Here is a 12,849-nt window from a genome sequence, read left to right on the forward strand (position 1 = left end):
ATGTTAAAATCATTTCGTTTAACGATGATTTTCGCATTTCTTGTATCCTTCCTGTTTTTGTACCCGACACCGACTTCTGTCTATGCAGACGCTGATACAAATAGTGTCACGGATTGCATTAAAGACCCAGAAGCTTGTAATGGAGATACGACTGATCCAGCTGCTAAACAAGAAACAACTGTAACAGCAGCTGGAGATATATCTGCATGGGAATACATAAAAATGGTTTTGGCGCTTATTTTTGTTGTAGCTTTATTTTATGGATTGATGAAGTTTTTAAATAAACGAAATTTAAACTTCCAACGTAATCAAATGGTACAAAATTTAGGCGGTTTATCGTTAGGTGCGCAAAAGTCAGTTCAGCTTTTACAGGTAGGTAAAACATTGTATTTAGTTGGGGTCGGAGAAGACGTTCAGCTCTTACGAGAAATTACAGACCCTGAAGAAGTTGAAGCTCTATTAGCCCTATATAACGAAAGGCAAGAATTTGCAGCAACATCACCGTATATTGCAGAAGTATTTTCTAAGTTTAAGAGAAAAGATAGCGCGAAGGTGCAAAATGAGCAGCAAAAGCAAGATTCCTTTGGCAATCTATTCGAAAAAAAGCTATCCGAAATAAAACAGGAGCGTAGTGATGAGATAGAGAGATGGAAGCAGAAGGAGAAGGATGGTAAATGAATGATTTAATCAATATTTTTTCCAACAGCGATCCAACGAATGTCTCTACATCTGTAAAGCTCTTACTTTTACTAACAGTATTATCACTTGCACCAAGTATTTTAATTTTAATGACATCCTTTGCTCGTATAGTCATAGTCTTATCCTTTGTGCGTACAGCATTGGCAACACAGCAAATGCCCCCAAATCAAGTAATCATTGGGCTGGCGCTATTTTTAACATTTTTTATCATGGCACCAACCTTTCAAGAGGTCAATAAAGAGGCATTACAACCATTGTTTGCTGAAGAAATAGGTATAGAAGAAGCCTATGACCGTGCTAGTGTGCCATTTAAAGAGTTTATGAGTAAACATACTAGGCAAAAAGATCTTGATTTGTTTTTAACATATAATCAAGCAGACAAACCAGCATCAGTGGAGGAAATCCCACTGACTATGCTTGTACCTGCCTTTGCTTTAAGTGAAATTAAAACAGCATTTCAAATTGGTTTTATGATTTTTATTCCATTCCTTGTGATTGATATGATTGTCGCGAGTACATTAATGTCGATGGGGATGATGATGTTACCGCCAGTAATGATTTCATTGCCATTTAAAATATTATTATTTGTACTGGTTGATGGCTGGTATCTCGTTATGAAATCGTTACTACAAAGTTTTTAGGGGATGATACAGTATGACAGGTGAGTTGGTTATTTCCATTGCAGAGCGTGCTATAATGATTATCCTTCTAACAAGCGGTCCGCTACTATTAGTTGCTTTAATCTCGGGTTTAGCGGTAAGTATCTTTCAAGCCACAACTTCGATACAAGAGCAAACGTTAGCATTTGTACCAAAAATTATTGCTGTCTTAGTGGCCATCGTATTCTTTGGCCCTTGGATGCTATCTCAAGTTACAAGCTATGCGAGAGACATATTTGAGAATTTAACGCGTTATATAGGGTGAGTACATGAATGAATTAATTCCGCATTTAACGGTTTTCTTATTAGTACTTGTACGGGTCTCAGCCTTTTTTGTAACGGTTCCTTTTTTTTCCTATAGAACCATTCCACCTCAAGTCAAAATTACTCTCGCACTGGTTTTAGCTTGGATGATGTACTATACAATTGATGTTGAGCCATTTGCATTCAATGATGATTACATATTATTAGTGATGAAAGAAGCACTAGTTGGACTTTTACTTGGTCTAATGGGCTATATCATCATGTCCGCAATTCAAATTGCAGGAAGCTTTATCGATTTTCAAATGGGTTTTGCCATTGCCAATATAATTGACCCGCAAACAGGTGCTCAAAGTCCATTAATCGGTCAGTTTTTTAATATACTAGCACTACTTTTATTGTTAGCGATTGATGGCCATCATATGATTCTTAATGGAATCTACTACAGCTATCAATTTTTCCCGATGGATCAATTCCCTAGTTTTATGAACGAAAACTTTCCTCAATTTATTATCACAACTTTCACAGCAGTCTTTGCCATAGCATTCCAGATGGCTGCTCCTGTTGTAGCGACCTTATTCTTGGTCGATTTAGCTTTAGGGATCACTGCAAAAACAGTACCGCAATTAAACATATTTGTTGTCGGTTTTCCTATTAAAATTGGTGTTAGTTTTTTAGTGTTATTTACAATGATGGCCGTTATGATTCAAGTTATTCAAAAGCTTATTACGATTATGATTTATGGGATGCGTGATTTAATGGCCATTTTAGGTGGTGGATAATATGAGACTACTACTGAATTTAGAGCTACAATTTTTTGCGGGTGAAAAAACAGAAAAGGCAACCCCTAAGAAACGACAGGATGCTCGAAAAAAAGGGCAAGTTGTCAAGAGTCAAGATATTTCTAGTGCCATTGTAATGTTAATGGTATTTATCTTTTTGTTTTTCTTTGCAGGCTCTTTGCGTGACGAGCTATTAGCTTTTTTCAGGCAAACCTTTATTCATAACATACGCATCGAATCACTAACTATTGATAGTGTGATGCACCTATTTACAGAAACTTTGATTCAAATGGCTTTTATCATTGTACCAATTATGACAATTGCATTTGTCGGAGCACTTGCAGGTAACTTTTTGCAATTTGGTTTTCTTTTTACGTTAGAGCCAATGAAGTTTGATTTGAAAAAGATGGACCCTATTAAAGGGTTAAAAAAGATATTTTCTGTCAAAGCCATTGTGGAGTTAATAAAGTCTGTTTTAAAGATTGGTTTTATCGGAAGTGTTACAACAATTATTATTTGGTCAAACTTACCAGAAGTTTTGGCGTTATCGTTTAAAAGTCCATGGATGACTCTCATTACGGTAGGGAAGCTTGTTGGTATTATGGGTATAGCGGCTTCTTTAGTATTACTTTGTGTATCCGTTTTAGACTGGATGTATCAAAAACATGAGTATGAAAAAAATCTTAAAATGTCTAAACAAGATATTAAAGATGAATATAAAAATAGTGAGGGTGACCCCCTAATCAAATCAAAAATCAAACAACGCCAACGTGAGATGGCGATGAGACGTATGATGTCAGAGGTTCCGAGTGCGGATGTAGTAATTACCAACCCTACTCACTATGCAATTGCCCTCAAATATAATGAGGACAGTATGGATGCCCCTCGTGTTATTGCGAAGGGGACAGACTTTATTGCTCAAAAAATTAAACTGATCGCCAAAGAACATGATGTAATAATGGTTGAGAATCGACCTTTAGCACGAGCTATGTATGACCAGGTAGAAATAGGCGATCAGGTACCAGAAGAATTTTTCAAAGCAGTAGCAGAGATACTCGCTTATGTTTATCGTATTAAGCGAAAAATTTAAGGCTTTTTGTAGGAGGGACACAAATGAAAGTTCGCGATATTGGGGTTTTAGGTGCGGTTATTTTAATCGTTGCGATGCTCATCATCCCTCTTCCTCCGTGGATGTTAAGTTTTTTAATTGTCATTAATATTACATTAGGATTAATTGTACTGCTCACAGCAATGAGTATGAAAGAAGCATTGGATTTTTCCATTTTTCCTTCGGTGATTTTACTATTAACTTTGTTCCGATTAGGACTAAGTGTTTCCACAACTCGTGCCATCTTAGCAAATGGAGATGCAGGTTCGGTCGTTGAAACTTTTGGTGATTTCGTAGTTGGAGGAAATATTCTTGTTGGTTTAGTTGTCTTTTTAATTCTAGTGTTAATTCAGTTTATTGTTATAACAAAAGGTGCAGAACGAGTAGCAGAAGTAGCGGCACGTTTCACACTTGATGCGATGCCAGGTAAACAAATGAGTATTGATGCTGACTTAAATGCGGGGATTATTTCCGAAAAAGAAGCGCGCGAGCGACGTGAAAAAGTTGCAGGGGAAGCGGACTTTTACGGTGCAATGGATGGTGCCACGAAATTTGTAAAAGGGGATGCCATCGCTTCAATGGTAATGGTTATTATCAATCTATTATTTGGAATCATCATTGGCGTTGTACAAATGGGGCTTCCATTTGCAGAAGCGGCAACTCATTTTTCGAAACTAACAGTCGGGGACGGTATTGTATCCCAAATTCCTGCCTTGCTTATTTCGACTGCTACAGGGATTGTCGTAACACGAGCCTCTTCTAAAGGTAGTCTTGGTCAAGACATTACAGGCCAATTATTTGCTCAAGCTAAGCTGCTTTATGTAGCAGGAGGTACCATTGTATTACTAGGGCTATTTACGCCAATACCAAACTGGGTAACGCTGCCAATAGGTCTTTCGTTAATTGCGGGAGCTTATATGATGGAACGTAAGAAGCCAGAGGATGAAGAGGAATTACAGGAGATTGAGGAAGAAGTGGCTACTGATGGCATGAAGAGCCCTGAGAATGTTGTGAATTTATTAAATGTGGACCCAATTGAATTCGAATTTGGTTAGGGATTAATTCCCTTAGTAGATGCCGCTCAAGGTGGGGATTTATTAGACCGTGTTATCATGATTCGTCGACAGCTTGCCTTGGAGTTAGGTATCGTGATCCCGGTAGTCCGCATTCGAGACAATATTCAGCTTCAACCAAATGAATATCGAATTAAAATAAAAGGGAACGAAATGGCACGAGGCGAACTTTTACTAGATCATTATTTAGCGATGAGTCCTGGCGACGATGATTCTATTGAAGGTATTGATACTGTCGAACCATCATTTGGATTACCAGCTAAATGGATTACAGAGCAAGTAAAAGAGGACGCGGAAATGTATGGTTACACAGTTGTGGACCCACCAAGTGTGGTGTCAACACATTTAACTGAAATCATTCGAGCAAATGCTCATGAGTTATTAGGCCGTCAAGAGACAAAGCAGTTAATCGATCACTTACGCGAATCCCATCCAATTTTAGTAGAAGAATTAACACCTGCACCTTTATCTACTGGAGAAATCCAAAAGGTACTGGGTAAGCTTCTTCGAGAGAATGTATCAGTGCGTAACTTGCCAATTATTTTTGAGACACTTGCAGACTATGCAAAATTAACGAGTGATACGGATATCTTAGCTGAATATGTGCGTCAAGCATTAGCTCGTCAAATTACAGCGCAGTATGTTGGGGATAGTTCAGTATTAAAGGTGATTACGGTTTCAGGTAAAGTAGAAAAATTGATTGCTGATAGTATCCAACAAACGGATCACGGAAATTATTTAGCTATGGACCCACAAGATTCTCAAACAGTATTAGAAACTATTGCAGCGGAAGTAGAGCGTGTTTCGTTTATGGAGCAATCAGCTATTATATTATGCTCTCCAGCAGTTCGAATGTATTTACGACAACTAACGGAGCGTTATTTCCCACAAATTCCGGTTCTATCCTATAATGAATTGGATGCTTCGGTTGAAATTCAAAGTGTTGGGGTGGTGAATGTTCAATGAAAATGAAAAAGTATTATGCATCATCCATACCAGAGGCGATGAAGCAAGTGCGAGCAGAATTAGGTGAGGACGCAGTCATTTTAAATTCAAAAGTCGTCATCACAAAGAAATTTTTTGGCATGATAAAAAAGAAGAGTTTTGAAGTGGTTGCGGGTATTGATGCAATGGAGCCACAGCAAGTGGCTTCAGTACCAACACCAGCTGTACTGCCTGTAGTAAAAAAAGAAAATGTAAGGTTGCAAGAGATTACAAATGCTATTCAAGCAAAAATACATCAGGAACCACCCCTTGATGTAGCAGCAGTACATGAGGATGCTAGCATGTCAGAAGAATTGAGAAAAGAAATTGCTGATTTAAAATCATTAATGCAATCGATGCATAAAAAGACTACCCAAGCTCAATATCCCGATGAACTCTTACCCTTCATTGAATACTTAAGACAGCAAGAGCTAAGTGAAGAGCTCATCACAACGATAGGTGATGAGCTTTTTATACATTTTAAAGAAGCATCCGAAATAAATTTTTCACAATGTAAATTGATAGCAAAAAATTTACTACGTAAGAAGCTAGAAGTTCTTCCAGTCGGAGGATTATCCTACGAAAGAAAATATATAAACATTTTAGGGCCAACAGGGGTTGGTAAGACTACAACCATTGCCAAAATGGCTGCTAGAGCTGTGTTAGAAAAAAAGAAAAAGATTGGCTTTATTACGACAGATACTTATCGGATTGCGGCAATAGAGCAGCTTAAAACATATGCTGGTCTTTTACAAGCTCCTGTAGAAATTGCTTACAATGCAACAGATTTTGAACAAGCGATCCAGAGATTATCACATTTAGATTTGGTTTTTATTGATACAGCTGGTCGAAATTATAAAGAAGTCAAGTATGTTGATGATCTACAACGCCTCATAAAATTCGATGAACATGCAGAATCTTATTTAGTGCTTGCAATGACAACGAAAGAAAGGGATATGGAGAATATTGTAGATCAATTTAAGCAATTACCAATTGAAAAATTCATTTTTACAAAAATGGATGAAACAAATTCTATTGGCACAATGATCAATTTAATGATTAAATATAATAAAGGACTTGCTTACTATACGAATGGTCAAGAAGTACCAGAAGATATTGAAGAAGCTGATTTAGAAGCAGTACTTAATTTGTTTTTTCAAGGTGAAGAAAAATGAGAGACCAAGCTGAAGCATTACGCTTAAAAATGATGAAACAGCAAGGCGAACTAGGTAGAGCGATTGCAGTTGTAAGTGGCAAAGGTGGAGTAGGTAAAAGTAACTTCACAATGAACTTTGCCATGACTTTGGCCCAAAAGGGAAAAAGAGTTGTCATTGTAGACATGGATATTGGGATGGGGAATATCCATATCTTAATTGGGAAAAATGCTTCTTATAGTTTAAAAGATTACTTAGAAGGAAATAAGCTACTAGATGAGGTAATATTTGAAGGGCCTTACGATTTAAGGTATATTTCAGGTGGGTCAGGTATGACGAGTGTGCTTGATTGGTCTCATAGTATGTTTGAAAGACTTATTCAAGCATTTGAAGAACTTCAAAAAAACTATGATTATATTTTATTTGATATGGGCGCTGGTGCTACTAATTGGTCGTTAGATTTACTCACATCCATTGATGAAATTATCGTCATTTCAACAGCGGAACCTACTTCTATTACTGATGCGTATTCCATGATGAAATATATTCATGTTCGAGATCCAGATAAGCAGTTTTATATTCTCTGTAACCGCGCTCTCAGTAAAGAAGAAGGAATAGAAACGAATGAACGTTTACAGTTAACAATGAAACGTTTTTTAGACAAAGAAACGATCATTCTTGGTTCATTACCTGAAGACCCTGTTGTGCGTAAGGCAGTGCGCGAGCAAGTGCCATTCTCACTTGCTTATCCAGACGCATTAATATCAAAGACATTGCAACTTATAGTCGTTCGTTTTATGGAGCAACGTGCGGGGGAAATACATGCACATGATCAAACAGCGAAAAAATTTTTATCGAAACTTAGAAGTATTTTCTCGAAAGGGCGTGATTAATTGGACTTTTTGCATAAAAGCAAGCTTTTAGTTGTGGATGATTCTGCTTTTATGAGAAAGCTAATTAGTGACTTTTTTGTTGGCAACTCGAAGGTGGAAGTAGTTGGAACAGCTCGAAATGGAAAAGATGCGATCAAAAAGATACAATCGTTGAAGCCAAACGTTGTGACAATGGATATTGAGATGCCTGAAATGAATGGGCTCGATGCTTTAAAAGAAATTATGCTACAATGTCCAGTTCCTGTAGTAATGCTCTCAAGTACCACTCAACGTGGGACAGAAAATGCAATTGCAGCAATTGAGGGCGGGGCAGTCGATTTTGTTGCCAAGCCGAGCGGGACCATCTCCCTTGATTTACATAAAATTCAAAATGAACTTGTGCACAAAGTGGAACAAGCTGCAACGGTGCCAATTTCCAAATTGAAAAAACCTTCTGGTAGTAAACGACAACAAGAACAAGTGACAAGGGTGAGTAAAGTAATAAAGGAACCACAACAGCATGGACGAACAAATACGTCTACTAATGTTGTTTCTACTAAGGTAGCCGTAACTAAACCGATGGTAGAATGGAGTAAAATAGGAAAGAAGATTGTGTTAATTGGCACATCAACAGGAGGACCACGTGCACTTCAGGAGGTTATTACTAAAATTCCTAAGTCTATTCAAGCTCCTATATTAATTGTTCAGCATATGCCTGCTGGATTTACTAAATCGCTTGCTAATCGACTTGATCAGCTAAGTGAAATTTCTGTTAAAGAAGCTGAACAGGGCGATATTTTGCAAAATGGAGTAGCTTATATTGCACCCGGTGGATATCATTTAAAACTTAGAAAAGTAGGAACAACTTTTGGCATTGTTCTTGATAATCAAGAAGCACCAAGATCTGGCCACCGACCTTCTGTAGATGTAATGTTTGAAGATGTTAGTCAATATAAAGATTTTGATAAAGTAGCAGTGATTATGACAGGTATGGGCCATGATGGCTCTAATGGTCTAAAAGCATTAAAAAATACTGGCAATGTCATTGCTATTGCAGAATCAGCAGAAACTTGCATTGTATATGGTATGCCAAAAGCAGCAGTAGAAACGCAACTTGTTGATGAAGTTGCAGATGTAGATGATATTGCACAAACAATAATGAAATATTTGCCTTAAAAGGGGTGTCCTCTTATGGAAGTCAATCAATATTTAGAGATGTTTATTGAAGAAAGTAAAGAGCATTTACAAGCGTGTAGTGAACATTTATTAGAATTAGAAAAAAATCCAGATGATTTGGCAATTGTTGGGGAAATATTCCGCTCTGCACACACATTAAAAGGTATGTCTGCCACAATGGGCTTCGAAGATTTAGCAGATTTAACCCATAAAATGGAGAATGTTTTAGATGCCATCCGTAATGAGAAGATTCATGTTACACCTGAAATTTTAGATGTTGTATTTGAATCTGTTGATCATTTAGAAGAAATGGTGATGGATATTGCTAACGGTGGAGATGGTAAGCGTGATGTTTCCTCAACTGTCGCACAACTAAAGCGTATAGAACTAGGTGAGGAAGCAATACCAGAGGTGGTAGCAACGGTTGCTGCACCGGTTGTTGAAAGTGTATTAGAATATGATTCGTTTGAACAAACAGTCATTACACAATCGGCTGAACAAGGCTTTAATGCTTTTGAAATTTCAGTAACATTACGTGAGGATTGCCTTCTTAAGGCAGCACGTGTATTTATGGTGTTTGAGATTTTAGAAAAAGATGGGGATGTCATTAAATCAAGTCCATCTGTTGAAAAGCTAGAAGATGAGCAGTTTGATCAACAATTTTATGTAGCTTTTGTCACAAAAACCACAGCTGAGGATATGCAGAAAAAGCTAATGAAAGTTTCTGAAGTTGATGAGGTTATTGTGACTACAATTGACCAAAGGAAATTTAGTGAAAAAGTATTTGAAGCGCAGCAAGAAGTAGCAGCAACTGCAACTGCAGTGGCTGAGGTAGCTGCTATACCAACAAATACGCCTGCTGCAAAAGCTGAGCCTGTTGCAAAGCCTGCTAAAGAAGCTACACCTTCCAAGGCTGACAAAAATCATGCACCTGTAGGTAATAAAACAATTCGTGTAAATATTGAACGTCTAGATATTTTAATGAACTTGTTTGAAGAGCTTGTCATTGATCGTGGTCGATTGCAGTCTATCTCTACTGAAGTAAATCATGGTGAACTAAATGAAACAGTAGAGCGTATGAGTCGTGTGATGGGTGATTTGCAAACTATTATTTTAACAATGCGAATGGTACCTGTAGAAACAGTGTTCAATCGTTTCCCGAAAATGATTCGTCAGCTATCACGTGATTTAAATAAGAAAATCAACCTTGAAATTATTGGTGCTGAAACTGAACTAGATCGTACAGTAATTGATGAAATTGGAGATCCGCTTGTTCACTTGATTCGTAATTCTGTGGATCATGGCATTGAGAATCCAACTGCTCGTCGTGCAAAAGGCAAGCCTGAAGAAGGAACTGTCGTATTGCGTGCCTATCATAGCGGAAACTACGTCTTTATTGAAATTGAAGACGATGGCGCGGGCATAAATCGAGAAAAAGTGTTAGCTAAAGCTATTTCAAAAGGTATTGTTACACAAGAACAATCCTATTCAATGTCTGATAAACAAATTAATGAGCTTATTCTAGCTCCAGGCTTCTCAACTGCAGATGTTATTTCCGATGTATCTGGTCGTGGAGTAGGTTTAGATGTTGTAAAAACAACGATTGAATCACTAGGTGGCAATATTTCAATTGAATCAACACAAGATGTTGGATCCATCTTCTCAATTCAATTACCACTGACATTATCAATTATTTCAGTTATGCTTGTGGAGATTGAAAAGGAAATTTATGCAATTCCACTATCTTCTATTATTGAAACATCTATTATCCGTTCATCAGAGATTATGAATGCGCATAATCAAAAAGTAATCGACTTCCGAGGCAAAGTTGTACCGTTGGTATTCTTAGAGGAAATCTTTGAGGTACCTCGTCAAGAGCATCAAGATGAAGAATTCCACTCAGTAGTGATCGTCCGTAAGGGTGAAAAACTTGCTGGTTTAGTGGTGGATTCATTCATTGGCCAACAAGAAATTGTCTTGAAGTCTTTAGGTAATTACTTAACAAATATCTTTGCCATTTCAGGAGCAACAATCTTAGGCAATGGTAAAGTAGCCTTAATTGTAGATTGCAACGCACTAATTAAATAAGGTGAATGAATAAGAGAGGTGTAAAGTATGACAAATGCAGTGGAGCAAGAAAGTATTAAAGTAATAGTTTTTCAGTTAGCAGATAAAGAATATGCAATTCCTGTGTCCCATGTTCAAGGAATTGAGAAATTAATGCATATCACACGTGTACCGAAAACAGCGAAATATGTAAAAGGTGTAATCAATCTACGAGGTGTTGTCACACCAATTGTGGATTTACGTGAACGTTTTGAATTACCTATTTCTGAACATGAGGAAACAACACGCATTATTATTATCTCATTAGAAGATATGGAAGTAGGCTTTGTAGTGGATTCCGCTAACGACGTTATTGATATTCCTGCAAGTGCTATTGAACCGCAACCAGAAGTCGTTGGCTCACTTGAAGAAGAATTTATTTCAGGCGTTGCTAAAGTAGAGAAGCGATTATTAATCTTATTACATTTAGAAAAAGTATTAAATCCACTAAAGTAGGGATCGATAATGACATTTAATCAAAAAATTACATCACTACATTTAGATGTATTAAAGGAGATTGGAAATATCGGTGCTGCGCATGCCGCGACAGCACTTTCCAATTTACTTGGGAAAAAAATTGATATGCGTGTTCCAAAGGTAGAGATGGTGTCCTTTAACGATATGATGGAGTTGGCTGGGGGATCAGAAAACGTAGTTGTTGGCATTTACCTTCGTATTGAAGGTGATGCAGAGGGAAGTATGTTCTTTATTTTACCTATCGAACAAGCAAACCGCTTTATACGTCGACTTATTTTCAATGACTCTTTTGACTTTAAAAAACGACCTGTTTCAGAGTTAGGTTTATCAGCTATGCAAGAAATGGGTAATATTTTATCGGGCTCCTATTTATCTGCCTTATCGGATTTTACTAATTTAAAAATTTATCCAACTGTGCCAGGTCTAAGTGTTGATATGTTTGGAGCTATAATAAGCATTGGTTTAATAGAATTATCTCATGTCAGCGATAATGTTATTGTTATCAATACATCCATTTTTGAAGAAGGTGTGGAAGACCATGAAACGGTGAGGGGTCATTTCTTCCTACTACCAGATCCTGACTCGTTTGATGCAATTTTTAAAGCATTAGGGGTTTCGTGATATGTTAACCAATAGTAGTGGACAAGTGATTAAAGTGGGAATTGCACAAATGGATGTAGTAAAGCTACCTAACACGATTCGAACTTCTGGTCTTGGTTCATGTGTTGGTGTTATTTTGTATGATGAGTCAAAAAAAATTGCTGGTTTAATCCATGTGATGTTACCAGATTCAAGTTTAGGAAGAGCTGAGTCAATCAATGTCGCGAAATTTGCAGATTCAGGGATTGCTGCAATGATTGATTTACTAAAGTTAGAAGGCGTTCAAAAATTTAAACTCAAGGCAAAAATTGCAGGGGGTGCGCAGATGTTCCAATTTACTTCTGACAAAGATACAATGCGTATTGGTCCCCGCAATGTAGAAGCTGTCAAAAATGAATTAAAGAGGCAGGGCATCCCTTTAGTGGCCGAGGATACTGGTGGAAATAGTGGTAGAACGATTGAATTTAATCCTGCAACGTCGATATTACACATCCGAACAGTTAACCAGGGAGTGAGTGAAATCTAATGTTTGGTTCTATATTTTACAACCTATGGGGAGCATTAATTGCCTTTTCTATTTATTTTTTTAGTACATTTCAAAAACCATTTACGCCTCTGCGAATCCTGATTGGCTCTTTTATTGTAGCAATCATCGCATTTTTTGTAATGTTTATTGTACGTTTTCTAATTGCTTACATCTTGTTTACACCAGAGGAAGATGAGGAAGCGGTTGAAGGCGATATAGAAGAAAAGGAACTTGAATCAATAGAAGGCGTAATACAAGAAGTGCCAATAGCTAATTCTACGGTTGAATTTCAAGATGAAAATTCCGAGGAAATTGCACAAGTAGTAAGAACGATGATGAATCGAGAAGAAGATCAACAAGTAAATGCGTAAA

At 37.3% G+C, this 12,849-nt stretch carries 13 protein-coding genes and 1 pseudogene; all 14 read left to right on the top strand.

The window, feature by feature from the left end; translation table 11 throughout:
- The 14 genes and pseudogenes from NP781_RS02425 (at position 1) to NP781_RS02490 (ending at position 12,848) form a co-directional block, all read left to right on the top strand.
- The gene (locus NP781_RS02425; protein ID WP_004269287.1) at positions 1-678 is read left to right on the top strand and encodes a flagellar biosynthetic protein FliO; all 678 of its coding nucleotides are present in this window, start codon (positions 1-3) and stop codon (positions 676-678) included.
- Positions 675-1,340, top strand: coding sequence for a flagellar type III secretion system pore protein FliP (gene fliP, locus NP781_RS02430; protein WP_004269286.1), 666 nt, complete (start codon positions 675-677; stop codon positions 1,338-1,340). The genes NP781_RS02425 and fliP overlap by 4 nt, the downstream gene beginning before the upstream one ends.
- A 13-nt stretch (positions 1,341-1,353) precedes the next feature.
- Positions 1,354-1,623, top strand: coding sequence for a flagellar biosynthesis protein FliQ (fliQ, locus tag NP781_RS02435; protein WP_004269285.1), 270 nt, complete (start codon positions 1,354-1,356; stop codon positions 1,621-1,623).
- Positions 1,624-1,627: 4 nt separating this feature from the next.
- Positions 1,628-2,401: a flagellar biosynthetic protein FliR gene (gene fliR, locus NP781_RS02440; RefSeq protein ID WP_221682758.1), complete on the top strand. Its 774-nt coding sequence runs from the start codon at positions 1,628-1,630 to the stop codon at positions 2,399-2,401.
- 1 nt (position 2,402) lies between these two features.
- Positions 2,403-3,491 (top strand): flagellar biosynthesis protein FlhB, encoded by a 1,089-nt coding sequence (gene flhB, locus NP781_RS02445; protein ID WP_257521300.1) that lies wholly within the window; start codon positions 2,403-2,405, stop codon positions 3,489-3,491.
- Positions 3,492-3,514: 23 nt separating this feature from the next.
- A pseudogene (gene flhA, locus NP781_RS02450) lies at positions 3,515-5,548 on the top strand (flagellar biosynthesis protein FlhA).
- Entirely contained in the window at positions 5,545-6,741 is a 1,197-nt protein-coding gene (gene flhF / locus NP781_RS02455; protein WP_257521301.1) for a flagellar biosynthesis GTPase FlhF, read from the top strand. Before flhA ends, flhF begins: the two are co-directional and overlap by 4 nt.
- The gene (locus tag NP781_RS02460; protein WP_221682755.1) at positions 6,738-7,613 is read left to right on the top strand and encodes a MinD/ParA family protein; all 876 of its coding nucleotides are present in this window, start codon (positions 6,738-6,740) and stop codon (positions 7,611-7,613) included. Before flhF ends, NP781_RS02460 begins: the two co-directional genes overlap by 4 nt.
- Positions 7,614-8,768: a protein-glutamate methylesterase/protein-glutamine glutaminase gene (locus NP781_RS02465; protein WP_221682754.1), complete on the top strand. Its 1,155-nt coding sequence runs from the start codon at positions 7,614-7,616 to the stop codon at positions 8,766-8,768. It begins immediately after the preceding gene.
- 15 nt (positions 8,769-8,783) lie between these two features.
- Positions 8,784-10,856 carry a chemotaxis protein CheA gene (locus NP781_RS02470; protein WP_257521303.1) on the top strand — a complete coding sequence of 691 codons (2,073 nt, stop codon included), beginning with the start codon at positions 8,784-8,786 and terminating at the stop codon, positions 10,854-10,856.
- Positions 10,857-10,883: 27 nt separating this feature from the next.
- Positions 10,884-11,330 carry a chemotaxis protein CheW gene (locus NP781_RS02475; RefSeq protein WP_004269272.1) on the top strand — a complete coding sequence of 149 codons (447 nt, stop codon included), beginning with the start codon at positions 10,884-10,886 and terminating at the stop codon, positions 11,328-11,330.
- 9 nt (positions 11,331-11,339) lie between these two features.
- Positions 11,340-11,972, top strand: coding sequence for a chemotaxis protein CheC (locus tag NP781_RS02480; protein WP_257521304.1), 633 nt, complete (start codon positions 11,340-11,342; stop codon positions 11,970-11,972).
- A gap of 1 nt (position 11,973) precedes the next feature.
- On the top strand, positions 11,974-12,477 hold the full coding sequence (locus tag NP781_RS02485; RefSeq protein ID WP_004269269.1) for a chemotaxis protein CheD: 504 nt from the start codon (positions 11,974-11,976) through the stop codon (positions 12,475-12,477).
- Positions 12,477-12,848 carry a hypothetical protein gene (locus tag NP781_RS02490; protein WP_221682752.1) on the top strand — a complete coding sequence of 124 codons (372 nt, stop codon included), beginning with the start codon at positions 12,477-12,479 and terminating at the stop codon, positions 12,846-12,848. The genes NP781_RS02485 and NP781_RS02490 overlap by 1 nt, the downstream gene beginning before the upstream one ends.
- Position 12,849 lies beyond the last annotated feature (1 nt).

It is taken from the genome of Lysinibacillus sp. FN11, assembly GCF_024628845.1.
GTDB classification, from domain to species: domain Bacteria; phylum Bacillota; class Bacilli; order Bacillales_A; family Planococcaceae; genus Lysinibacillus; species Lysinibacillus capsici.